Source organism: Streptomyces sp. NPDC001068, from assembly GCF_042897315.1.
GTDB lineage: Bacteria > Actinomycetota > Actinomycetes > Streptomycetales > Streptomycetaceae > Streptomyces.
Window position 1 is genome coordinate 554,157 of the sequence record NZ_JBIAYD010000003.1, and the last position, 23,755, is coordinate 577,911.

Consider the following 23,755-nt stretch of genomic DNA (forward strand, 5'->3'; position numbering starts at 1 on the left):
GGACTCATGGAAGAGCAGCCCCCGACCTCCCCCGCCCCGCCCCTGGACCGGCGTGCCGAGCTCAGCGAGTTCCTGCGGACCCGGCGGGCCCGGCTGCTCCCCGGTGACGTGGGGCTGCCGGACTTCGGGCGGCACCGCAGGGTGCCGGGGCTGCGGCGCGAGGAGCTGGCCCAGCTGGCCGGAGTGTCGGTGGCGTACTACACGCGCCTGGAGCAGGGCAACGGGCGGAACGTGTCGGCGGAGGTGCTGGACGCGATCGCCCGGGCGCTGCGACTCACCGACGCCGAGCACGCGCACCTGATGCACCTGGCCAAGGGCAAGCAGCACAAGAAGAAGGGGGCCGCGCGCCCGCAGCAGGTGCGCCCGGCGCTGGGGCAGCTGCTGGAGGCGATGGACGGCGTACCGGCGTACATCGGTGGGCGCCGCTCGGACATCCTGGCCTGGAACGGGATGGCGGCCGCGGTCTTCGGTGACTGGGCGGAGCTGCCGGTCGCGGAGCGCAACTGGGCGCGGCTGGTGTTCCTGCGGCCCGAGTACCGCGATCTCTTCGTCGAGTGGGAGCAGAAGGCGATCGACATCGTGTGCCTGCTGCGCATGGACGCGGGCTGCTTCCCCGACGACACCCGGCTGTCCGCGCTGGTCGGCGAGCTGTCGGTGAAGAGCGAGGAGTTCCGCCGGCTGTGGGCGACGCATGACGTCAAGGAGAAGAGCCACGGGCTGAAGCGGCTGCACCACCCCCTGGTGGGCGAGCTGTCCCTCAGCTTCGAGTCGTTCCGGATGCCGGACGATCCGGACCAGGTCCTGGTCACGTACCACGCGGAGCCGGGCTCGGCGTCGGCGCAGGCGCTGCGGCTGCTGGCCAGCTGGGGCACGGACGCGACCCGGGTGGCCTCCGCCCCCGACCTGGCCTGACCAGGCCCTCGCCGCGGACAAGGGGAACGGCCCGCCGGAAGCCGCGCTTCCGGCGGGCCGCTCGCTCTCAGCGGCTACGGCTCACCTGGCGTAGTACGCGTTGTAGATCGAGATCGTCGACTTGTTGCCCTTCTTGTCGGCGATCTTGGCGTGGAACGAGACGGCCTTGCCCTTGGCCGGGTTCTTGACGGTGATCTTTCCGTGGCTGACCGTGAGCTTCTTCCAGGTCTTGCCGTAGTCGTACGACACGTAGACCGAGAGGGACTTCAGGTTGCGGCCGGCGGCCGCACCCTCGACGGTGACCGGGAAGGTGACCTTGCTGCCCGCCTCGACGCGGCTGTCCGATCCGGTGTTGGCGCCGAAGTGGACGGTGGAGGCCGGCAGTTTGGCCAGGGAACCGGCGGCCGGCCTCTTCGAGCGGAAGGTCCAGCTCGCGTCGATCCGCGTGGAGGCGGCGGCGACCTTGACCGAGCGGATGACCGAGGTGGTCAGCTTGTACTCGGCGTCGGCGGACGGCACGGCGAAGACGCCGTCGCCGAACAGCGGGTCCTTGTTCGAGCCCACCTTGGTGCCGTTGCGGTACAGGGTGGTGTTCACCGACAGGAAGTCGGAGGACCCGGCGTGCTTGGCGCTGTCGGAGAACAGCGGGACGACGCCGAGGATCTGGTTTCCGTCGCGGTACAGACCGTACTCGCTGCTCAGATGCGGGCCGAAGATCGCCCTGTTGAAGGTGTTCCGGTAGCTCCTGCCCGCCTGGTACTTCTGCGGGTCGACCGAGTAGAAGGCGTCGGCGATCGGCAGGCCCTGGGTGTCGTGGCCGCTGACCTGGGCGAAGTCGAAGCCCCACAGGGCGCCGTCCACGGTGGAGACATGGACGGTCCGGGTGCTCGGCAGCTTCTGCTCCGTGTAGACGGTCATCGCCGACGCGTCGTCGCCGACGATGCCCCACGCGCCGAGCGAGCCGGTCTTGCCGGAGGCGGCGGCGCCGAGGCTGTTCTCGACCGTGGCGAACTCGCCGGCCTTGAAGTGCCGGACCTTGTCGCCCTGGACCTTCTTGACCTGGGCGCTGGTGGCGACGTCGTACTCCTCGTCGTCGCCCTTGGTCAACTGGCCGCTCCAGGTCTGGGTCAGGCCGCTCGCGACCTCGCCGCCCAGCGGCGCGATCCGGATGTCGCCGAAGCTTTCGGCACCGACCCCGAACCCGGCGCCCGCCGGGTCGTACATGTAGTCGACCGCCGCGAAGCCCGGCTTCGCCTGGGCGTCCGGCACCGTGATGTCGGCCGCCTTGGTGGTGCGGGCGTCGACGGTGAGCGTGAGGTCCTTGGTGACACTGACCTTCGGCTGGACCAGCCAGTCGACACCGCCTTCCAGGGTGTTGAAGTCCTTCGCGATCAGGGCGTCGAGCAGATACGTGCCCTTCGGTACCCGGATCGTGGCGGTGCCGGAGTTGTCGGCCGGCACGACGAGGTCACTGTCCTGGCCGAGGCCCGTGTAGCCCACCAGGTCGGTGCTGTAGACGCCGGTCGGGTTGCCGTCGCGCCCGATGTGCTTCACGGTGACGCTGTACGACTGCACCTCGCGCCGGACCGCGGCCGCCGTACGAACGCTCTGGCCGTCGCCGGTCGCCGTGACGTAGGCGGAGTAGGCACCGTCGAGGGTGCCGCCGAGCTTGGTGTCGGCGGTGACGTCGACGGCGGCCGTGCCGCCCGCGGGGACGGTCACCTCGGTCGCGCCCAGCTTGAAGAAGCCGGCCGGAGCAGCCGCGCCGCCGGGGCCGGTGCCGCTCACCGAGAGGCCGAGGGTGACGTCCTTGGTGCCGAGGTTGCGGTAGGTGAGCTGCTTGGTGACCGGGGTGTCGTCGGTGTGCGGCCACTGCTGCACACCGAGGTTCACCGACACCGGGTCGGCCACCACGGTCTGCTTGATGGCCTTGTCGACCTGGATCCGGCCCGAACCCTGCTCGAACGGCGTGTACTTGCCGCCCTTGGCGGAGCCGGTCAGCGCGGCCTTCAGCTGCTGGTAGCCCCAGTCGGGGTGCTCCTGCTTCAGGATCGCGGCGGCCCCCGCGACGTGCGGGGTCGCCATCGACGTGCCCGAGATGGTCAGGTAGCCCGGCGGGTTCTCGCCGACCTCCTGGTCGATGACACTGCCCTTGGCCGCGGCAGCGGTGATGTCGACGCCGGGCGCGGTCACGTCCGGCTTGATGGTGCCCTCGGCGCTGGGGCCGGTGGAGGAGAAGTCGGCGAGCTCGTCGTTGCCGTCGACGGCGCCGACGGTGAGCGCGGCGTCCGCGCTGCCCGGTGAACCGATCGTCTCGGGGCCCTCGTTGCCCGCGGCGATCGCGAACAGGATGCCCTTCTCGTTGGAGAGCTTGTTGACCTCGGCTTCGAGCGGGTCGATCTCCGGGGTGTCGTAGCCGCCGAGGCTGAGGTTGACGACGTCGGCGCCCTGGGCCGCCGCCCACTCCATGCCGGCCAGGATGCCGGAGTCGTCACCGGAGCCGGTGTCGTCCAGGACCTTGCCGTTGAGGATCTTCGCGCCGGGCGCGACACCGGTGTACTTGCCGTGCGACTTGGCGCCGGTGCCCGCCGCGATGGACGCGACGTGCGTGCCGTGGCCGAAGTGGTCCGAGGCGTCGGCGGCCGTGGTGAAGTTCTTGGACTCGATCACCTGGTCCTTGAGGTCCGGGTGGGTCGTGTCCACACCGGTGTCCAGGACGGCGATCTTGACGCCCTTGCCGTTGTAGCCGGCCGCCCACGCCTTGGGGGCGCCGATCTGCGGCACGGACTTGTCGAGGCTGGCCCTGCGGACGCCGTCGAGCCAGACGTGCGCGATGCCGGAGGCGGCCCTGTCCCCGTCGGTGACCGCGTCCCACAGCTCCGGCGTGTCCTTGACCGGGGTCTGCACGGCGTCGGCGTTGAGCGTCCTGAGGGTGTGCCGCAGGGTGCCGGCGTCGCGGACGTCGGCCTTGGCGGCACCGGCGGCGCCCTGGTATCCGACGATGACCTTCAGGCCGTTCTTCTGCGCCTTGCGGGTGGCGGCCTTGTCCAACTCGGTGACGTCGAACAGCCGCTGGTCCAGCTTGCCGGTGGCGACCAGTCGGATGGCGTCACCGGGGACGACGAGGGTGTGCCCGCCGGCCTTGCGGATCTGGAAAGGTATGTGCTCGCGCCCCTCGGCCCGCTCCATGCCGATGACCCGGCCCTTGGCGTCGAGGGCGACCCGGTCACCGGTGATCAGCGTGACGTGGTGCCTGCCGGCCACCGCCGAGGCGGCCGCGGCGGTCGCGGCGGCGCGCTGTTCCGGCTTCGCCGACGCCGGGCTGGTCATGCCTGCGGCGAGGGCGACGGCCGCTGCCGTGGCCACGGTGGCCGCGGCAGCCCTTTTCACTTGTCTGCGCAAGACTCCCCCTGGGAGACGGTGTGCCGGGCGAATTCCCCGTTCACCCGGCCGGGGGCAGCTTCGTACGCATGTGCGTCAACCCCCCGGAACACGGAGTATGCCGGGGGGTGATCAGTGGGCTCAAGACATGAGAGACCGGTAAGAGACGGACCCGGGAACTGTTACCCGCAGGGGCGGACACTGTTACCCAACTGCGCGGTCGCGCAGAGGGGTTCAGTGCTAGGCAATGCCACCCCGTGACGCATCTCACGCGCCCGCGTTCTCCTTGACGGTGATCTTGCCCTTGCGGATGGTCGCCAGACGCGGGGCCTTCTTCGCGATCGCGGAGTCGTGGGTGACCATGATGAAGGTCAGCCCGTGCTCCTTCCACATGCGCTCCAGCACGTCCATGATCTCGTCACGCATGCCCTCGTCGAGGTTGCCGGTGGGTTCGTCGGCGAGCAGCACCTTGGGCTGCTTGACGAGGGCGCGGGCGATGGCGACGCGCTGCTGCTGGCCGCCGGACATCTCGCCGGGCAGGTGCCCGAGGCGTTCGCCGAGGCCGACGGAGGTCAACGCCTCGGCGGCCCGCTCACGGCGGTCCCTGGCCTTGACGCCGAGCGGGACGAGGGCGGTCTCGACGTTCTCCTGGGCGGTGAGCGTCGGGATCAGGTTGAACGACTGGAACACGAAACCGATGTTCTCGCTGCGGACCCGGGTCAGCTTGGTCTCGGAGAGCTTGGCCAGGTCGGTCCCGTCGAGGACGACCTCGCCGGAGGTCGGCCGGTCCAGGCCGCCGAGCATCTGCAGGAGGGTGGACTTGCCGCCGCCGGTCGGGCCCTGGATGACCAGGCGGTCGCCGTCCGCGATGGTGAGGTCGACGCCGTCGAGGGCGTGGACGGTGTCCTTGCCGCGGGAGTAGAGCTTGGTGACGTTTCTGAGTTCGTACATGGGGACTCCTGGGAGGGTTCGGGGTGGGGCGGTGCGTTGTCGGCCGCGGGCGGGTGGGGGCTGGTCGCGCGGTTCCCCGCGCCTCTGCGGGGCGCCTCCACCCCGGCCACGGCCGACGTCGGCTACTCCACGCGCCGCAGCGCGTCCGCGGGCCGCAGCCTCGACGCCCGCCAGCCGCCGAACGCGCCCGCGATCAGGCCGCCGGCCACCGCCAGCCCCACCGCCACCGCGATCGTCGTCACGCTGACCGGTGCCGTCAGGGCGACCTCCAGCGTCTTCGCGGTCTGCCGGCCGGGGCCGCCGCCGAAGCCACCGCCACCGCCACCGCCGAAGCCGCCGCCACCGCCGCCGAAGCCGCCACCGCCGCCGCCGCCGCGGCCGAGGGAGGCGTCCAGGGTCGGGCTTACCTCGGTGACGACGTACGCGCCCGCGAGGCCGAGCGCGATGCCGAGCGCGCCGCCGACCAGGCCGTTGACCATGGCCTCACCGACGACCTGCCCGGTGACCCGGCGGGACTTCCAGCCCAGCGCCTTGAGCGTGCCGAACTCGCGGACCCGGCGGGAGACCGCCGAGGAGGTCAGCAGTCCGGCGACCAGGAACGCGGCCACGAGCACCGCGATGGACAGCCACTTGCCGACGTTGGTGGCGAGGGAGGACGCCGTGGACAGGGAGCCGGAGACGGTGTCCGCGAGGTCGGCGGAGGTGGTGACCGTCGTACCCGAGACGTTCTTCTGGATGGTCGACTTGACGGCCGAGATCTGCTGGGAGTCGGTCGCCTTGACGTAGATCGTGGTGACCTTGTTCTTCTCGCCGGCCAGTGTCTGCGCCTGCTTCAGCGGCATGTACAGGTTGGCCGCCGCGTCACCGCTGTCGGCCGTCGCGATGCCGATGACCGTGTACTTGACCTTGTTGACGGTGACCGTCGAACCGACCTTGTACTTCTTCTCCTTGGCGAACGCCGAGTCCGCGACCAGCACCTTGGCGTCGGTCTCGGTCGTCTTGAAGGTACGGCCGCTGGTGATCTTCGATGAGGTCAGCGGGCCGATGTCCGTCTGGCTGACGTCGGTGCCGTAGACCGTGTACGAGTTGACGTCGAAGTCGGCGCCACCGCCGCGGACCTCGCCCTGCGGCTGGCCGCTGCCGCCGCCGTTGCGGCCGAATCCGCCGCCGTTGCCGCCGGAACCCGGGTTCTGCTGGAACTGGCCCCGGGTGAACTGGCCGCTGATCTTGACCACGTTGAGGTTCAGCCCGCCGACCGCGGCCGCCACGCCCTTCTGGTCGCCGACCTTGGTGACGGTGGTCGAGGCGAGGGTGGTGAAGCCCTGCACCATGACGCGGTCGCTGCTCTGCGTGTCCGACGAGCCGTTCTCCCGCGCGTCGAAGTTGAACCGGGGGCGCTGGGACGCGCCCGTGGAGGCCGACGCGGCCTTGGTGACGGTCATGTCCGTACCCAGGCCGTACAGCGACTGGAGGACCTTGTCCTGTGCCTTCCCCATGCCGTTGGACACGGAGTTGACCACGATGACCAGCGCGATGCCCAGCGCGAGGCCGGAGGCGACGACGAGAGCCGCCTTTCTGCGGCGGCGCAGTTCGCGCCTCAGGTAGGTGAAGAACATGACCGCAAGGTAGGGAGGCACCGTGATGGCTCGATAAGGCCGAAATAAGAGAAGCATGAGAAGGCTGTGCCGGGCCCCGGAAACACCGATGCCGCCCCTGGGGGCGGCATCGGCCGACTGTGCGTGGGCTGTGATCCGGACGGTCAGACGGCCGAACCGGCCTTCCAGGCGGCCCAGTCCATGTTCCAGCCGTTGAGGCCGTTGTCGGGGGCCACCGTCTTGTCGCCGGTGTTGGTGATGACCACGACGTCGCCGACGATCGAGTGGCTGAACATCCAGTACGCGGGGGTGCTGGTGTCGTTGGCGCCCTTGGTGTCGGAGAGGCCGACACAGCCGTGGCTGGTGTTCACGGCACCGAAGACGGACTTGGGGCCCCAGTAGTTGCCGTGCAGGAAGGTGCCGGAGCTGGTGAGGCGGATGGCGTGCGGCACGTCCTTGATGTCGTACTCGCCCTTGCCGTCGCTGTCGGTGAAGCCCACGGTCGCGCCGTTCATGCGCGTCTCCTTGAACTTCTCGGACATCACCATGACGCCGTTGTACGTCTTGTTCTCCGGCGAACCCGCGGAGATCGGGATGGTCTTGACGGTCTTGCCGTCCTCGGTGACCCGCATCTCCTTGGTCTTGGCGTCGACGTAGGAGACCTGGTTGCGGCCGATGTGGAAGGTGACCGTCTTCTGCTGGACGCCGTAGACACCGGAGGCGCCCTGCACACCGTCGAGCGCCAGCTTCAGCGTGACGGTGGAGTTCTCCTTCCAGTAGTCCTGGGGACGGCAGTCCATGCGCTGGGTGGAGAACCAGTGGCAGGCGACCTCCTGGCCGCTGCTGGAGGTGACCGTGATGCCCTTCTGGACGGCGGCCTTGTCGGTTATCTGCTTGTCGAAGTTGATCGACACCGGCATGCCCACGCCGACGGTCGAGCCGTCCTCCGGCGTGAAGCTGCCTATGAAGCTGTTGGCCGGCGAGACCGTGGTGAAGGAGGCGTTCTCGTGGGCGACCAGCCCGGCGGAGTCCTTGGCCTCGGCGGCGACCTTGTAGGTGGTGGACCGGTCGAGCTGGGCGGAGGGCTTCCAGGTCGTCTTGTCGGCGGACAGCGCGCCGGTGACCGCGGTGCCGTCGGCCGTGGTCATGGTCACGCTGGTGAGCGTGCCCTTGCTGACGGTGACGGCGGCGGAGTTGTTGATCGACGCGTTGTCCGAGCCGTCCTTGGGCGTGATCGTGATGTCGGCCTGGGACGACTTCTTCGCCGCGGCCTGGTCCGACCGGGCCTGCGAGCTCTCACCGCTGCCGGACGCCTTGTCGTCGCTTCCGGAACACGCCGTGAGCACCAGCACACCGCCGAGCAGTGCGGACGCGGCCACCAGACCCTTGCGCCGCTTACTGTCCGTCATCACACGCTTCTCCATCGTTGCCGAGTCCGCGAAAAACCGGGAGCCCCCGTCAAGAACCTTCAACGCTACGACCGGCCGGTCCCGTTCCACATCTCGCAGAGGTGTGGGGCACACCACGTCCGCCGGTGCGGCCGGTGCGGAGGGGCCGGTCCGTGCGCCGTCCCGGACGACGAGACCCCGGACGGCGGCTGCCGTCCGGGGTCACTGCTTCCCTGGAAAGCTCAGCCGATGCGGTCCTCTTCCTCGTCGTCGTCGCCATCATCCCCGTCGAGGTCCCACTCCGGCGAATCCGGGTCGTAGGCGACGTACTCGGTGGACCAGGAGGCCTGCTGGAGTTCGATGCCGGGCACCTCGCCGACCAGGTCGAACGGGTCGACGAGATAGGCGAGGGCCTCGGCGGTGTCCTCGGTCACAGCCGCCTCGGCGTGCGTACGTTCCTCGCCGGGCAGCTCGGGGTCCTCGGCGATCCGCTGCAGCGCGACCTTGGTGACCTCGTCGGCGTCCTCGACCTCGAGGACCAGCTCCACTCGAAGCCGCACAAAACGTGATGTCTCTGGAGTGCTCATGCCGGGAGCGTACGGCCGAAACCTCCCGTGACTTTCCCGTGACCCGCGATTTTCACTAACATCGCCTCACACGGCCAATTCGCCAGCGCCACAAGGGGATCGATATTCCGTGTCATCCGCTCGCCGCCCGTTGCTGACCGCCACCGCCGCAGGCACCCTGCTGTGTGCGCTGTGGTTCGTCCCGTCCGCCCACGCGTCACAGGACACCCCGGCGAGAACCGGCACGTCGGAGGGTACGGCGGCGCAGGTCACCCAGCAGGCCAGGGCACTGTCCGAGGCCACGTCAGAGGCGGCCGGGGACGCGGGTCAACTCGCCGACACCGGCAGCCCGGACACCACGCCGTACGTCATCGGCGGCACCCTCTTCCTCGCCGTCGGCGCCGGGTTCGTGGTGTATTCGGTCCGCCGGGAGCGGCTGGAATTTTAAACAACTTGACCGATCCTTGACCGGGGGCTCACAGTCCTGGCATGAAGAGATCATCGGGCGCGCGGATGTGTACGTTCGCCATCGGCGGCGCACTGTCCCTCACCCTCATCACGGCCTGCTCCGACGGGAGTTCCGGGGACGCGTCCGCGGCCAAGGACTCCGCGTCCACCGTGAAGGCGCTGAGCACCGCGGAGTTGAAGCAGCAGATCCTCGCGCAGGGCGAGCTGGACGGCTACAAGATCAACGCGGTCGGCTCGGCCGCTCCGGTCCGGAGCAAGATCAGGTCGAGCGACGAGAAGTGCCGTCCGCTGGCCTACGTCCTCACCGGTCTCGCCCCGGCCGACGCGGCCGCGGAGATCGGCCGCACGGTCCGGGAGGACAAGAAGGACCCGACCGACGACGCGACCTCCCTCGACGACATGGCCGACGGCAAGTTCGAGAGTGCGATCAAGGACTCGCTGAACATGGACATCACGTCCCTCGACCTGTCGTCGTACGACGGGAACGGCGCGCAGCAGGCCCTGAAGGCGCTGTCGACGGCGGTCGAGGAGTGCGGCGCCGGTTTCACGGGCGGCTCCGCCGGCGACGAGCAGAAGGTCACGAAGGTCACCGCGACGAAGCCCTCGGGCACCGGTGACGAGTCGGTGGCGTTCACCGCGGTCACGGACATGGACGGCGACAAGGGCCCGCTGCACGCGGAGGTGGTGCGCCACGGCAACACGCTCGCGACGTACTCCACGATGAACATCGGCGCGATGATGAGCGGAAAGACCTACTCGGTACCGGCCCCGGTCATCAAGGCCCAGTCGGCAAAGCTGAAGTGACACCCGTCTCCCCGCCCCTCTTCGGGCGCGGGGAGACTCCTCACCTCGGGGGCACGGCAAACCGCACGACCCGAGGGCACGGAGGGCAGGCCTGCTCGGGGGCGCGGGGAACTGCGCGGCCCGAGGGCACGGAGGGCACAGCTTCTTGGGGGCGCGGGGAACTGCGCACCTCACGAACGCGGAGAACCGCACCGCCCGAGGGCACGGAAGACAGGCCTGCTCGGGGGCGCGGGGAACTGCGCACCTCACGAACGCGGGGAACCGCACCGCCCGAGGGCACGGAAGACAGGCCTGCTCGGGGGCGCGGGGAACTGCGCGGCCGGCTCTCACGCGCCGGCACCCGCAGCCCCACCTCGGCTCAGCCCACCTCACGGCAGCCCACGTCACCGCACCGCAGCCCGCGTCACCGCAGCGGCCCGGTCACCTTCTCGGCCGCCTCCACGACCGCCCCGCCCCGCACGAACTCCTCGGCGGCGGCCAGGTCGGGCGCGAGGAACCGGTCGGGCCCCGGCCCCTGAACCCCGGCGGCGCGAGCCGCCTCGATCACGGCGGCCGAGGCCGGCGCCGGCGTCAGCCCCTCCCGCAGTTCGATCGCCCGGGTCGCCGCGTACAGCTCGACTGCGATGATCCGCGCCAGATTGCCCACGGCCGTCCGCAGCTTGCGCGCCGCCGACCATCCCATGGAGACGTGGTCCTCCTGCATCGCGGAGGACGGGATCGAGTCGGCCGACGCCGGAACGGCGAGCCGCTTCAGCTCGCTCACCAGAGCCGCCTGCGTGTACTGGGCGATCATCAGGCCGGAGTCGACACCCGCGTCGTCCGCCAGGAACGGCGGCAGCCCGTGGCTGCGGTTCTTGTCCAGCAGCCGGTCGGTGCGCCGCTCGGCGATGGACCCGAGGTCGGCGACCGCGATGGCGAGGAAGTCGAGGACGTAGGCGACCGGCGCGCCGTGGAAGTTGCCGTTGGACTCGACCCGGCCGTCGGGCAGCACGACGGGGTTGTCGACGGCGGCGGCCAGCTCCCGCTCGGCGACCAGACGGGCGTGCGCGAGGGTGTCCCGGCCGGCTCCGGCGACCTGCGGCGCGCACCGCACCGAGTACGCGTCCTGGACGCGCGGCGCGTCGTCCTGGTGGTGCCCGGTGAGCTGGGAGCCCTTGAGCACGGCGAGCATGTTGGCGGCGCTGTCGCCCTGCCCGGGGTGCGGGCGGATCGCGTGCAGCTCGGGCGCCAGCACCTTGTCGGTGCCGAGCAGCGCCTCCAGGCTCAACGCTGCGGTGACGTCGGCGGACTTGTAGAGCGTGTCCAGGTCGGCGAGGGCCATGACCAGCATGCCGAGCATGCCGTCGGTGCCGTTGAGGAGCGCGAGCCCCTCCTTCTCGCGCAGTTCGACCGGTGCGATGCCGTGCTCGGCGAGCAGTTCCCCGGCGGGACGCACGACGCCGTCCGGGCCCTCCGCGTCCCCCTCGCCCATCAGAGTGAGCGCGCAGTGGGACAGCGGGGCCAGGTCGCCGGAGCAGCCCAGGGAGCCGTACTCGTGCACGACCGGGGTGATACCGGCGTTCAGCACGTCGGCCATGGTCCGGGCGACCTCGGGCCGCACACCGGTGTGACCGGAGCAGACGGTCTTCAGACGCAGGAACATCAGAGCCCGTACGACCTCGCGCTCCACCCGCGGTCCCATGCCCGCCGCGTGCGAGCGCACGATGTTGCGCTGCAGCTGGGCGCGGAGTTCGGGGCTGATGTGCCGGGAGGCGAGGGCGCCGAATCCGGTGCTGACGCCGTAGACCGGCTCCGGCTTGGCCGCCAGCGCGTCCACGATCTCCCGGGCCGCGGCGAGCGCGTCGAGGGCCTCCGCCGAGAGTTCGACGCGGGCGCCGCCGCGCGCCACGGCGAGAACGTCGGACGCGGTGACTCCGGACGTCCCCACCACCACAGTGTGCATATCCATATTCAGGAGCGTACGCATTGAATGTCGCTGCTGTCACTAGCGGGGTACAGGGTTGCCCCTTACTGCCACGTCACAGCCCCGCGGTCAGGGCCGCCGGCCCCGGAAGCTGCGCCGCTCGGACCGGTCCGGCGAGGGGGCGTCGGCCAGGCGCAGGACGGGGTCGTCCGGCCCCTCCCGGCCGGCCACCACCGGCCGGTCCGCGCGGAGCGCCTTGGCACGGTACTGCGCGGCGTCGGCGAGCCGGAACAGGCGGCGGGCCGAGCGCACCGGCCCGATCGGGTCGGCGGTCGAGGCCACCCCGCACGCGACCCCCTCCCCGAACTCCAGCTCCCCGGCCCGGCGACAGAGCTCCCCGGCCACCTTGACCACGTCGTCGGCCGGCGGCCCCACCGCCAGCAGACAGAACTCGTCGCCGCCGAGCCGCGCCGCCAGCGCGCCGGGGAGCATCGCCCCGCACAGCGACAGCACCGAGCCGAACCGCTCCAGGAGCCGGTCGCCGACAGCGTGCCCGCGGCTGTCGTTCACCTTCTTCAGCCCGTTGAGGTCGCAGACGACCAGGCTGACCACGGCGTCGTCCGCGCGGTGCAGGTCGATCGCCTCGTCGAGGTGCGCGTCGACGGCCCGGCGGTTGGCGAGCCCGGTGAGCGCGTCGGTGTACGCCAGCCGCCGGGCCTCCTCGAGCCGCTCGGTCTGGGCGATCCCGGCGGCGGCGACGGAGGCCAGCACGGTGGCGAAGTCGGCGTCGCCGCGCCCGAAGACGGGCTCGCGGACCGCGCGGGCCACGTACAGCTCGCCCCAGGCCCTGCCGTGCAGCAGGATCGGCGCCACCAGACAGCAGCCGCGGCCCCTGCGGCGCAGGGCGTCGACCCGCCGGTGCGAGTAACCGGGGCGGCCCGCGGCGGGGCCCTCGGCGGTCTCCACCCAGGCGTTGGGGCCGCCACCGCCCGCCCAGCGCTCGTGGAGGAACTCGGTGATCTCCGGGAACTGGTGCACCGGGTAGGCCTCCGCGTCCGGGAACTCCTCCTCGTCCGGGGCGCGCTCCCCCACGTTCACGAGGACGCGCAGCCGGCCGAGGTCGCGCTCCCAGACCGAGAGCGCCGCGAAGCTCCCGTCCAGCGCACGGCAGGCGCCGGTGGCGGCGGCGTGCCAGCACTCACGCGGGGTGTGAGCGGCTGCCATGCCCTGCGCCAGCGTCACTATGGCGGCGAGGCGGTTGTCGTCACCCATTACTCCAGGTTAGGGAGTAATCGCCGCATTCGGGACATCGGTGCGGCGAACAGGTGCCGCCCGGGACACTCCCGGCGCCGGCCACGGTCGGGCCGCAGGCCGTCCCGTCCCGCGGCCGAGGACCCCCACCTCACTCACCGGGCCACTCGGGCTTCCGCTTCTCGTTGAAAGCCGCGACGCCCTCCGCGCGGTCGCCCGAGAAGGCCACCGACCGCCAGGCCGCGTCCTCCACCTCCAGCCCCGCCCGCAGGTCCAGCCCGTGCCCCAGCCGCAGCGCCCGCTTCGCCGCCCGCAGGCCGACCGGCGAGTTCGCCGCCATCCGGGCCGCCAGCTCCAGCGCCGCCTCCCGGTCCCGGCCCGGCTCCACCAGCTCGTCCACCAGGCCCAGCGCACGCGCCTCGGGCGCCTCCACCCGGCGCGCCGAGAAGATCAGCTCGGCCGCGCGGGCGGCGCCGACCCGGCGGGGCAGCAGCTGCGTGCCGCCGCCACCCGGGATCACGCCCACCGACACCTCCGGCAGCCCCACCACGGCCGTGCCGTCGGCCACGATCACGTCGCAGGACAGCGCCAGCTCGAAACCCCCGCCGAGCGCGTAACCGTGCACGGCGGCGATCGTCGGCATCGGCAGTTCCAGTACGCCGGTGTACGCGCCGCGCGACAGCGGCCGCGCCCGGACCAGCTCCGCGTCGGTCATGGAGTTGCGCTCCTTGAGGTCGGCGCCGACGCAGAACGCCCGCTCGTGCGACGAGGTCAGCACGACCACGCGCGCGTCCCGGTCGGCGCCCAGCGCGGCGCACGCCGCCACGACGGAGCGGGCCATGTCCGCCGACACCGCGTTCATGGCCTTGGGCCGGTCCAGCACCAGCTCCGCGACCCGGCCGTGCCGTCGTACCAGCACGAACTCCCCGTACCGCTCCTCGCTCACGACACACCCTCCGGTTAACGCGGGTTAACAGCCTTGATCCGATCATCGCAGTCGAGCCGTGAACGGGGAAGGGCGACCGTCCGGTTCCCGGGCCGGCTCCGGCAACCCGTTCGAGTGACATCCCGCCCAACTCCCACCGCACCGCCCAGGCGAGCGCATAACGTGCGCTCGCCTGGGCGCATCGGGGAGGGATCGTGATGACCGAGACGTCGACGCGGCCGACGCGTGACACCGACCTCACGGCCGAGGACCCGACACCGGCGGAACCGGCGTCGGCCCCGCGCACCGCGCGGCCGACCGGACGAACCGGGCCGGCGCCGGCGGCCCGCCCCGTCGCGGGGGCCGGTCCGGCCGGGCCTCGCCGCTTCGCCCCGCGTCCCCGCGGACGGCATCGCCGCCCCCGTCCCCGCGGGGTCCTGCTCGCCGCGGGGAGTATCGCGCTGGCGGCCGGGGCCCTCGGTCTCGTCCGGGTGGGCGTCGAGTCGGGCGGTGGCGGCCCCGGCACCACCGAGGCCGGCCCCCGGCCGGATCAGGGCACCGGCACGGGCGGGTCGGCACCCGCCGCCACGGTGGCCACCGCCACCAGCATCCCCCGGGCGTTTCCCTCGTCGGCCTCGCTGATGGGCGGGGTGAGCACGACGCCGACGACGGACACCACGGCCGAGCCGTCACCGACGGCGACCCCGACCGCCGGTGCGGCCGGACCCGACGGGCCCGACGGACCGGCCGCACCGGCCGTACCGGCAGGACCGGGCGCGACCACCATCCCCGAGTCGCCCAACACGCCCGTGCCCCCGGCCGGCCACGGGCCGAGCCCGGCACCGCCGCACACCACGTCCCCCGCGACCCACGCCCCGACCCCCGGCCCGCAGCCCTCGTCCCCCGCCCAGCCGGGCCTCTGCGTCCCGGTCATCGGCGTGTGCGTGACCCTCTAGGGCGGTCTGGGCGGCTGTCTGCGGGGGCACTCTCCGGGGCGGTCTCCGGGGCGCTCACCCGAGCACTCTCCGGGGTGGTTCCGAGGCCCGCACCGGCCGACGACCGGCACGCGCGTCATGACGCCGGTTGCCGGCGCGCACCGTCCGGACCGCCCGCACCGCTCTCCCGGTACCGGCCGGGCCGGCGACCACGCGGAGGTCACAGGGCGGCGGGGGCCACAGGGCGGCGGGAGGTCACATGGTGGCGGGGGGAGTCTCCCGGCGCGTGAGCAGCCACGGCTCCACGACGCCCAGGCCGCGGACCGGGCGCTGCCACATCGGCTGGAGCGCGAAGCGGTACGTGGGCGGTTCCTCGCCCTCCTTCTCGGCGGCGGCCGCGGCCTCGGCGGCCTCCGCCTCCGACGCGGGCGCCTCGCCGGAGCGGATCAGTTCCTCCGCGAAGGCGGAGTCCACGAGCACGGCGTCGCGGGGGGCTATGGAGGTGAGGCGGGAGGCGAGGTTCACGGTCGTACCGAAGACATCGCCCATTCGGGTGGTGACGGTGCCGAAGGCCATGCCGACACGCAGCTCCGGCATCGTCTCGTCGTGCGCCATCGTCTCCACCAGGCGCAGGGCGATGTCGGCGGCCGTTCCGGCGTCGTCGGCGGCGTACAGGACCTCGTCGCCGAGGGTCTTGATCAGCCGGCCGCCGCGGGCCGCGACCAGGTCGGCGGAGGTCGTCTCGAAGGCCTCGACCAGCTCGCCGAGTTCCTCCTCCTCCATGCGCCGGGTCAGCCTGGTGAACCCGACCAGGTCGGCGAAGCCGACGGCCAGGCGCCGGTCGACCATCTCCTCGTCGTCGGCGGACTGCACGACCCGGCCGGCCGAGGCGGCGAGCTGGCGGCGCCAGACGTAGACCAGGAACTCCTCCAGCTCGGGCAGGAGCAGTTCGACGATCGGGTACGTGACCTCGGTACGGGTCATGCCCGGCTCGGGGGGCTCGGTCAGACCCTCCAGGAAGGAATCCATCTGCCACTCCGCCAGACGGGCGGTGGTCTGCCCGGTGGACCGGGCCACCTGCACGGCCATGGCCTCGCTGAGCAGGCCCGCCTCGACGAGACCGGCGAGGCGGCGCAGGGCCAGTACGTCGGCCTCGGTGAGCGCCTTGGCCTGCCCGATGTCGGCGAAGCCCATGGCCCGCCAGAACCTCGACGCGAGTTCCATGGAGACGCCGGCGCTGCGGGCCGCCTGGAAGGGGGTGTAGCGGCGCTCGGCACCGAGGATCAGGCCTTCGAGGCGCAGCGCGAGCGGGTCATCGCCGGAGTCGGCGGCGTCCGCGTCCGCGGCCTCGCCGGAACCCGTGTCGTCGACGGTCACGCCTGCTGCCCTTCCGATCTGCCGCGGTCGCATACCGACCGGCCTCAACTCTACGGCAGCTGTGCGGTAGCTCACTTCGTGAGGTGGGCGGATGTCCGGGGGTGAGGTGAGTGCGGGGGTGGGCGGTCGGGTGTCGGCTGCGGGGCGGTGGGGGCCCGTCGTGCGGCTGCTCGTGGTTCTGGCGGGGTCAGGCTGGGCGTAGGTGGACGATGTCGCCTGCTCCTACCGGCTCCTGGACCCCCTCCTTCGTGGCGATCACCAGCCTTCCGTCGCCGTCGATCGCCACCGCCTCACCCACCAGCGAACGGTCACCCGGCAGCTCGGCCCGGACCGTGCGGCCCAGGGTCGCGCAGCCCGCCGCGTAGGTCTCCTGGAGTCCGCAGACCGCCGGGTCACCGGCCGCCTCGCGCCAGCGCCCGTACCACTCCTCCAGCGACCGCAGCACCGCCCGCAGCAGGGGGTCCCGGTCCGTGGTCACCGCCCCGGCCAGCGCCAGCGACCCCGCCTGCGGCACCGGCAGCTCCTCCGCGCGGAGCGTGACGTTGATGCCGACACCGACCACCACCGCGTCCTCGCCGGCCCGCTCCGCCAGGATGCCCCCGGCCTTGCGCTCCTCGCCGCCGACGGTGACCAGCAGGTCGTTCGGCCATTTCAGGGCCGTGTCGACACCGGCCACCCGGGACAGCCCGGTCGCCACGGCCACTCCGGTCAGCAGCGGCAGCCAGCCCCAGCGGGCCACCGGTACCCCGGCCGGCCTGAGCAGCACCGAGAAGAAGAGGCCCGAGCGGGCCGGTGCCGTCCACCGGCGGTCCAGCCGTCCCCGTCCGGACGTCTGTTCCTCGGCGACCAGGACGTCGCCCTCGTCGGCGTCTCCCGCCAGCGCCCGCGCCACGAGGTCGGAATTGGTGGAACCGGTGCGCTGCACGACCTCGACGCCGCGGTAGAGGCCGCCCTGACCGTCGTTCCGCACCAGGGCCCTGCGCAGCGCCGCCGCGCCGAGCGGTGGACGGTCCAGGTCGGACCAGCGATTGTTGTTCTCGTCTGCTGCATCTCGCGGCGTCATGCAAGCCACCCTAGGTGTGTTGTACGCCGCACTGCCGTTTGGTAGGCGCCCCACTACGCTACGGATGAGTAACCGTCCCCCCTTTTGAGCAGGCAGGGAGCCGCATCCCGATGTCCGAGCCGGAAGAGATCGACATCCACACGACCGCGGGGAAGCTCGCGGATCTCCAGCGCCGTGTCCATGAGGCGACACACGCCGGTTCGGAGCGTGCCGTCGAAAAGCAGCACGCCAAGGGCAAGCTGACGGCGCGTGAGCGGATCGAGCTGCTCCTCGACGAGGGCTCCTTCGTCGAGCTGGACGAGTTCACCCGCCACCACTCCACCAACTTCGGCCTGGAGAGGAACCGGCCCTACGGCGACGGTGTCGTCACCGGTTACGGCACCGTGGACGGCCGTCCGATCGCGGTCTTCTCACAGGACTTCACCGTCTTCGGCGGCGCCCTCGGCGAGGTCTACGGCCAGAAGATCGTCAAGGTGATGGACTTCGCCCTGAAGACCGGCTGCCCGGTCATCGGCATCAACGACTCCGGCGGCGCCCGGATCCAGGAGGGGGTCGCCTCCCTCGGCGCGTACGGCGAGATCTTCCGCCGCAACACGCACGCCAGCGGTGTGATCCCGCAGATCAGCCTGGTGGTGGGCCCCTGCGCCGGTGGCGCCGTGTACTCGCCGGCCATCACCGACTTCACGGTCATGGTCGACCAGACGTCGCACATGTTCATCACCGGCCCGGACGTCATCAAGACGGTCACCGGCGAGGACGTCGGCTTCGAGGAGCTGGGCGGCGCACGCACCCACAACTCGGTCTCCGGCGTCGCCCACCACATGGCGGGCGACGAGAAGGACGCCGTCGAGTACATCAAGCAGCTGCTGTCGTACCTGCCGTCCAACAACCTCTCCGAGGCCCCGGTCTTCCCCGAGGAGGCCGACCTGTCGGTCACCGACGAGGACCGCGAGCTGGACACCCTGGTCCCGGACAGCGCGAACCAGCCGTACGACATCCACACGGTGATCGAACACATCCTCGACGACGGCGAGTTCTTCGAGACGCAGGCCCTGTTCGCGCCGAACATCGTCACCGGCTTCGGCCGGGTCGAGGGGCACCCGGTCGGCATCGTCGCCAACCAGCCGATGCAGTTCGCGGGCTGCCTCGACATCAAGGCCAGCGAGAAGGCGGCCCGCTTCGTCCGCACCTGCGACGCCTTCAACGTCCCGGTCATCACCTTCGTCGACGTGCCGGGCTTCCTCCCCGGCGTCGGCCAGGAGCACGACGGCATCATCCGCCGCGGCGCCAAACTGATCTACGCCTACGCCGAGGCGACCGTCCCGCTGATCACCGTCATCACCCGCAAGGCCTTCGGCGGCGCCTACGACGTCATGGGCTCCAAGCACCTGGGTGCCGACCTCAACCTCGCCTGGCCGACCGCCCAGATCGCCGTCATGGGCGCCCAGGGCGCGGTCAACATCCTGCACCGCCGCACCATCGCCGAGGCGGAGGCCGCGGGGGACGGCGAGGCCACCCGGGCGCGCCTGATCCAGGAGTACGAGGACCACCTCCTCAACCCCTACATCGCCGCCGAACGCGGCTACGTCGACGCGGTGATCATGCCCTCGGACACCCGCCGTCACGTCGTCAAGGGCCTGCGCCAGCTCCGCACCAAGCGCGAGTCCCTGCCCCCGAAGAAGCACGGCAACATCCCCCTGTAAGGAGAGCCGCTGTGACGATCAAGGTCATACGGGGCAACCCGACCCCGGAGGAACTGGCCGCCGCGCTGGCGGTGGTCAGGGCGCGGGCGGCCGCCGTGCCGGACGCCCCGTCCGGTACCGCGACGGCACGGACCGCCTGGTCCGACCCGTCCCGCATCGCCCGGCAGCGGCTCCCGCACCCGGGCCCGAACGCCTGGACCCGCACCTTCTGGCCGGGCTGAGGCCGCCTCGGGCGCGCGAGGCCCGGCGCCCGAACGAGGCCCGGCGCCCGGAAGTACGAGTCCGGGCTCCGATTTGAGTACCCCTACTCAGGCGCCGGCCCCGGTGGGGCGGCAGGCTGGAGAGATGCTCTGGTCGGACCCCGAAGACGAGCCGCCGAAGGACCTGCAGGACATGCAGAACGCCCTCCGGCGGCTCGGCGTCTTCCTGGCGCTGGTCATGATCCTGCTGATGATCGTGCTGGGCGTCAGATGACACTCCGGGGCCGCCCCGCGGCGCCCCCGCCCGGCACCGCCGGAACCGCGCCCCTCCGCCCCGGCCGCAGCCACTACGCTGCCCCCATGCGCAGACTCGTCCTCGCCTCCCAGTCCCCCGCCCGGCTGAACCTGCTGCGTCAGGCGGGTCTGGCCCCCGAGGTGATCGTCAGCGGCGTCGACGAGGACGCCGTCACCGCCCCCACCCCGGCCGAACTGGCCCTCGCCCTGGCCGAGGCCAAGGCGTCGGTGGTGGCCGCCCGCCCCGACGTGCGGGGCGCGATCGTGATCGGCTGCGACTCGGTGCTGGACCTCGACGGCCGGGCGCTCGGCAAGCCGGCGGACGCCGAGGAGGCGACCGCCCGCTGGAAGTCGATGCGCGGCCGGGCGGGCACCCTGCAGACCGGGCACTGCGTGTGGGACACGGCGAGCAACCGGCACGTGTCGGCGACCGCCTCCACCGTCGTCCGGTTCGGCGAGCCCACCGACGCGGAGGTCGCCGCGTACGTCGCCTCCGGCGAACCCCTCTACGTGGCGGGCGCGTTCACCCTGGACGGCCGCAGCGCCCCGTTCATCGAGGGCATCGAGGGCGACCACGGCAACGTGATCGGCATCAGCCTGCCGCTGGTCCGCCGCCTGCTCGGGGAGCTGGGCACCGGCATCACGGAGTTGTGGGCGCCGGCGGAATGACCGGCCCGGCGGCCGGCACGTCCTTCCTCGGCTCCGGTTCCCTGCCCGGCTCCGGTCCGGCGTCCCCGGGACCGCCGGTGCCGCCGTCCGTGTCCCCGCCCGTCCCCGCGGCCGCGCCGGCGCCCTCCGCGCGGTCGTACGTCATCAGCAGCAGCACCACGAGGGCGAGGACCACCACCATGAACAGGAAGGCGCTCCAGCCGATCAGGCCCCACGCCACGGCGCCCAGCAGGCCGTGCACGACCGCGACGCTGATCAGCAGGATGCGGCCGAGGCCCGCGGGCGCCCGGTTGCGTATCGCCACCAGCAGGGCCACCAGGGCGCACAGGGCGAAGTAGAGGCCGAAGACGACCGCGCCGATCTTCGCGGTCATCGACATGTTGTGGGGGTCGAGACCGGCCAGGGACATCTCCTGACGGTCGACCACCACTCCCATGAACCAGTTGAGCGCGGCGACGCCGAGTGCCTCCGCGAGGAGTACGACCGCCACGACCCACGCCACCGGTCTGCGCACCACCGGCCCCCACCCACTTTCGGTCACGGCCCGGCGAGAGCCGCTGTTACTTGAAGTACGTTCAAGACATCGCGAACGCTACTAACGGGTAAACCCGGGGACAAGGGGCCGGGCGCCCGCAAAGATTCATTGGGCCATTCGTAGGGACTCGACAAAGAAACACTGTGGGGCGCGGCACGCTCTCACAGAGACCTTGAGCACATCGCGGGGCTAGGGTTTTCCGGAAGAGTCCTGCGTACCTCGGTGCGACAAGGGCTTTCGCGGGTAGGGCGAGCCTGGCATCACGCTCCGTGTGGGCAAGCTCACCATTGGGGACGGGTCGAAGTGCCGTGTCGGCCTTCCCTAAACTCGGCTTGTTTCAAGGAGGGAGCCTCAATCGTGCGCAAGGTGCTCATCGCCAACCGTGGCGAAATCGCTGTCCGCGTGGCCCGGGCCTGCCGGGACGCAGGGATCGCGAGCGTGGCCGTCTACGCGGATCCGGACCGGGACGCTCTGCATGTCCGCGCCGCGGATGAGGCGTTCGCCCTGGGCGGTGACACCCCGGCCACCAGCTACCTGGACATCGACAAGGTCCTGAACGCGGCACGCGAGGCGGGGGCCGACGCCGTCCATCCGGGCTACGGCTTTCTCTCCGAGAACGCCGAGTTCGCCCAGGCGGTCCTGGACGCGGGCCTGACCTGGATCGGTCCGCCGCCGCAGGCCATCCGCGACCTCGGTGACAAGGTCGCCGCCCGGCACATCGCCCAGCGGGCCGGCGCGCCGCTGGTCGCCGGCACCCCGGACCCGGTCTCCGGAGCCGACGAGGTCGTGGCGTTCGCCGAGGAACACGGCCTGCCGATCGCCATCAAGGCCGCCTTCGGCGGCGGCGGGCGCGGGCTGAAGGTCGCCCGCACCCTCGAAGAGGTGCCGGAGCTGTACGACTCCGCCGTCCGTGAGGCGGTGGCCGCCTTCGGGCGCGGGGAGTGCTTCGTGGAGCGCTACCTGGACCGGCCGCGGCACGTGGAGACGCAGTGCCTCGCCGACAAGCACGGCAACGTGGTCGTCGTGTCCACGCGTGACTGCTCGCTGCAGCGCCGCCACCAGAAGCTCGTGGAGGAGGCCCCGGCCCCCTTCCTGTCCGACGAGCAGGTCGCCGAGCTGTACCGCGCCTCCAAGGCCATCCTCAAGGAGGCCTCCTACGAGGGCGCCGGCACCTGCGAGTTCCTGGTCGGCCAGGACGGCACCATCTCCTTCCTGGAGGTCAACACCCGCCTCCAGGTCGAGCACCCGGTGACCGAGGAGGTCGCCGGCATCGACCTGGTCCGCGAGATGTTCCGGATCGCCGACGGCGAGGAACTCGGCTACGGCGACCCCGAGCTGCGGGGCCACTCGTTCGAGTTCCGGATCAACGGCGAGGACCCGGGCCGGGGCTTCCTGCCCGCCCCCGGCTCGGTCACCGTCTTCGACGCGCCGTCCGGCCCCGGTGTCCGCCTGGACGCGGGCGTGGAGGCCGGCTCGGTCATCGGCCCGGCCTGGGACTCGCTCCTGGCCAAGCTGGTCGTCACCGGCCGCACCCGCGCCGAGGCCCTGCAGCGGGCCGCCCGCGCCCTGGACGAGTTCCAGGTCGAGGGCATGGCCACGGCGATCCCCTTCCACCGCGTGGTGGTCAGGGACCCGGCGTTCGCCCCGGAGCTGACCGGCTCCACGGACCCCTTCACGGTCCACACCCGCTGGATCGAGACCGAGTTCGTCAACGAGATCAAGCCCTTCGCCGCCCCGGCCGACGCCGAGGCGGAGGAGGAGGCGGGCCGCGAGACGGTCGTCGTCGAGGTCGGCGGCAAGCGTCTGGAGGTCTCCCTGCCGGTCTCGCTGGGCATGAGCCTGGCCCGTACCGGCCTCGCCGCCGGAGCCAAGCCGAAGCGCCGGGCCGCCAAGAAGTCCGGCCCGGTCGCCTCCGGTGACAGCCTCGCCTCGCCGATGCAGGGCACGATCGTCAAGATCGCGGTCGAGGAGGGCCAGGAGGTCAAGGAGGGCGACCTGGTCGTCGTCCTGGAGGCCATGAAGATGGAGCAGCCGCTGAACGCGCACAAGGCCGGCACCATCAAGGGCCTCGCCGCCGAGGTCGGCGCGTCCCTCACCTCCGGTGCCGTGATCTGCGAGATCAAGGACTGACGAGACCCCGGACCGCATCGCCCGGCGAACGGCAGCCGCCCGTTCGCCGGGCACCCGACTTTCTGGAGCGGCTCATGCGCGCCGACGCCCGCCGCAACTACGACCGGCTTCTCGCCGAGGCCCGTACCGCCTTCGCCGTGCACGGCACCGACGCCTCGCTGGAGGACGTGGCCCGACGGGCGGGCGTGGGCATCGGCACCCTGTACCGCCACTTCCCGAACCGGCACGCCCTGATGAGCGCGGTCTTCGAGGACGCGGTGAACGAACTGCTGGCCAGGGCCGAGGCGTTGCGGTCCGCACCGGACCCGTGCCGGGCCCTGCTGACCTGGCTGCACGAGGTGGTCGGCCAGTCGGCCGCCTACCGGGGCCTGTCGAAGGCCCTGATGTCGGCCTCACCGGCCTCGGCCCTGTCCCGCTGCGACACTCCGATGCGGGAGGCGGGCGCGGCCCTGCTGACCAGGGCTCAGGAAGCCGGCACGGTACGGGCCGACGTACGGATCGCCGACCTCCTGCGACTCACCCACGCCATCGCCCTGGCAGTGGAGGAGTCACCGGAAGACCCTGACCTGGTGAACCGCTTGCTGACCCTGACTCTGAAGGGTCTCAAGCCGGAGGATTCCAGGGGCGCGGAGAACTGCGCGACCGGCCACGGGGGCCCCGCACCCGCGCGGGAACCGGACCGGCTGGGCGGCTAGGCGCCCTGGC

21 protein-coding genes are annotated in these 23,755 nt (G+C 71.8%); 9 read left to right on the forward strand and 12 right to left on the reverse strand.

Annotated features, from left to right (window positions below):
* The first annotated feature begins 6 nt into the window (after positions 1–6).
* A complete protein-coding gene (locus tag ACFY3I_RS11910) occupies positions 7–912 on the forward strand; it encodes a helix-turn-helix transcriptional regulator (RefSeq protein ID WP_365284195.1) in 906 nt (301 codons plus the stop codon).
* 81 nt (positions 913–993) lie between these two features.
* Here ACFY3I_RS11910 and ACFY3I_RS11915 read toward each other — a convergent pair whose 3' ends face one another.
* The 5 genes from ACFY3I_RS11915 to ACFY3I_RS11935 form a co-directional block, all read right to left on the reverse strand.
* On the reverse strand, positions 994–4,242 hold the full coding sequence (locus tag ACFY3I_RS11915; protein WP_390860515.1) for a S8 family serine peptidase: 3,249 nt from the start codon (positions 4,240–4,242) through the stop codon (positions 994–996).
* Positions 4,243–4,560: 318 nt separating this feature from the next.
* Complete coding sequence (locus ACFY3I_RS11920; RefSeq protein WP_390860446.1) at positions 4,561–5,244, reverse strand: ABC transporter ATP-binding protein; 684 nt, start codon at positions 5,242–5,244, stop codon at positions 4,561–4,563.
* 122 nt (positions 5,245–5,366) lie between these two features.
* Positions 5,367–6,860: an ABC transporter permease gene (locus tag ACFY3I_RS11925; protein WP_390860447.1), complete on the reverse strand. Its 1,494-nt coding sequence runs from the start codon at positions 6,858–6,860 to the stop codon at positions 5,367–5,369.
* A gap of 143 nt (positions 6,861–7,003) precedes the next feature.
* Positions 7,004–8,248, reverse strand: a complete 1,245-nt coding sequence (locus tag ACFY3I_RS11930) for an Ig-like domain-containing protein (protein WP_390860448.1) — start codon at positions 8,246–8,248, stop codon at positions 7,004–7,006.
* A 221-nt stretch (positions 8,249–8,469) separates the two neighbouring features.
* Positions 8,470–8,814 carry a hypothetical protein gene (locus ACFY3I_RS11935; RefSeq protein WP_365284185.1) on the reverse strand — a complete coding sequence of 115 codons (345 nt, stop codon included), beginning with the start codon at positions 8,812–8,814 and terminating at the stop codon, positions 8,470–8,472.
* 109 nt (positions 8,815–8,923) lie between these two features.
* Here ACFY3I_RS11935 and ACFY3I_RS11940 point away from each other — a divergent pair, with 109 nt between their 5' ends.
* Complete coding sequence (locus tag ACFY3I_RS11940) at positions 8,924–9,241, forward strand: hypothetical protein (RefSeq protein WP_365284183.1); 318 nt, start codon at positions 8,924–8,926, stop codon at positions 9,239–9,241.
* 41 nt (positions 9,242–9,282) lie between these two features.
* Positions 9,283–10,065, forward strand: coding sequence for a hypothetical protein (locus ACFY3I_RS11945; protein WP_390860449.1), 783 nt, complete (start codon positions 9,283–9,285; stop codon positions 10,063–10,065).
* A gap of 403 nt (positions 10,066–10,468) precedes the next feature.
* On the opposite strand, the gene hutH is transcribed toward ACFY3I_RS11945, so the two are convergent.
* The 6 genes from hutH to ACFY3I_RS11975 all read right to left on the reverse strand — a co-directional run bounded on the left by hutH (position 10,469) and on the right by ACFY3I_RS11975 (position 17,519).
* Positions 10,469–12,007 (reverse strand): histidine ammonia-lyase, encoded by a 1,539-nt coding sequence (hutH, locus tag ACFY3I_RS11950; RefSeq protein ID WP_390860516.1) that lies wholly within the window; start codon positions 12,005–12,007, stop codon positions 10,469–10,471.
* A gap of 90 nt (positions 12,008–12,097) precedes the next feature.
* Positions 12,098–13,240 (reverse strand): diguanylate cyclase domain-containing protein, encoded by a 1,143-nt coding sequence (locus ACFY3I_RS11955; RefSeq protein WP_390860450.1) that lies wholly within the window; start codon positions 13,238–13,240, stop codon positions 12,098–12,100.
* A 130-nt stretch (positions 13,241–13,370) separates the two neighbouring features.
* Positions 13,371–14,165 (reverse strand): enoyl-CoA hydratase/isomerase family protein, encoded by a 795-nt coding sequence (locus tag ACFY3I_RS11960; RefSeq protein ID WP_390860451.1) that lies wholly within the window; start codon positions 14,163–14,165, stop codon positions 13,371–13,373.
* A gap of 529 nt (positions 14,166–14,694) precedes the next feature.
* Positions 14,695–15,078: a hypothetical protein gene (locus ACFY3I_RS11965; protein WP_390860452.1), complete on the reverse strand. Its 384-nt coding sequence runs from the start codon at positions 15,076–15,078 to the stop codon at positions 14,695–14,697.
* A gap of 256 nt (positions 15,079–15,334) precedes the next feature.
* A complete protein-coding gene (locus ACFY3I_RS11970; RefSeq protein ID WP_365284173.1) occupies positions 15,335–16,456 on the reverse strand; it encodes an adenylate/guanylate cyclase domain-containing protein in 1,122 nt (373 codons plus the stop codon).
* A gap of 187 nt (positions 16,457–16,643) precedes the next feature.
* Entirely contained in the window at positions 16,644–17,519 is an 876-nt protein-coding gene (locus tag ACFY3I_RS11975) for a biotin--[acetyl-CoA-carboxylase] ligase (protein ID WP_365284171.1), read from the reverse strand.
* Between the two features lie 110 nt (positions 17,520–17,629).
* Between ACFY3I_RS11975 and ACFY3I_RS11980 the strand changes: the two genes are divergently transcribed.
* The 4 genes from ACFY3I_RS11980 (at position 17,630) to ACFY3I_RS11995 (ending at position 20,385) form a co-directional block, all read left to right on the forward strand.
* Positions 17,630–19,222 (forward strand): acyl-CoA carboxylase subunit beta, encoded by a 1,593-nt coding sequence (locus tag ACFY3I_RS11980; RefSeq protein ID WP_390860453.1) that lies wholly within the window; start codon positions 17,630–17,632, stop codon positions 19,220–19,222.
* Positions 19,223–19,233: 11 nt separating this feature from the next.
* Complete coding sequence (locus tag ACFY3I_RS11985; RefSeq protein WP_365284167.1) at positions 19,234–19,443, forward strand: acyl-CoA carboxylase epsilon subunit; 210 nt, start codon at positions 19,234–19,236, stop codon at positions 19,441–19,443.
* 124 nt (positions 19,444–19,567) lie between these two features.
* A complete protein-coding gene (mmpB, locus tag ACFY3I_RS11990) occupies positions 19,568–19,696 on the forward strand; it encodes a morphogenic membrane protein MmpB (RefSeq protein WP_365284165.1) in 129 nt (42 codons plus the stop codon).
* A gap of 86 nt (positions 19,697–19,782) precedes the next feature.
* Complete coding sequence (locus ACFY3I_RS11995; RefSeq protein ID WP_365284163.1) at positions 19,783–20,385, forward strand: nucleoside triphosphate pyrophosphatase; 603 nt, start codon at positions 19,783–19,785, stop codon at positions 20,383–20,385.
* Here the strand turns inward: ACFY3I_RS11995 and ACFY3I_RS12000 are convergent.
* The gene (locus tag ACFY3I_RS12000; RefSeq protein ID WP_390860454.1) at positions 20,357–20,902 is read right to left on the reverse strand and encodes a hypothetical protein; all 546 of its coding nucleotides are present in this window, start codon (positions 20,900–20,902) and stop codon (positions 20,357–20,359) included. The genes ACFY3I_RS11995 and ACFY3I_RS12000 overlap by 29 nt on opposite strands.
* Positions 20,903–21,277: 375 nt before the next feature.
* Here ACFY3I_RS12000 and ACFY3I_RS12005 point away from each other — a divergent pair, with 375 nt between their 5' ends.
* Complete coding sequence (locus ACFY3I_RS12005) at positions 21,278–23,050, forward strand: biotin carboxylase N-terminal domain-containing protein (protein ID WP_365284158.1); 1,773 nt, start codon at positions 21,278–21,280, stop codon at positions 23,048–23,050.
* Entirely contained in the window at positions 23,047–23,745 is a 699-nt protein-coding gene (locus ACFY3I_RS12010) for a TetR/AcrR family transcriptional regulator (RefSeq protein WP_390860517.1), read from the forward strand. The genes ACFY3I_RS12005 and ACFY3I_RS12010 overlap by 4 nt, the downstream gene beginning before the upstream one ends.
* Positions 23,746–23,755: the final 10 nt, after the last annotated feature.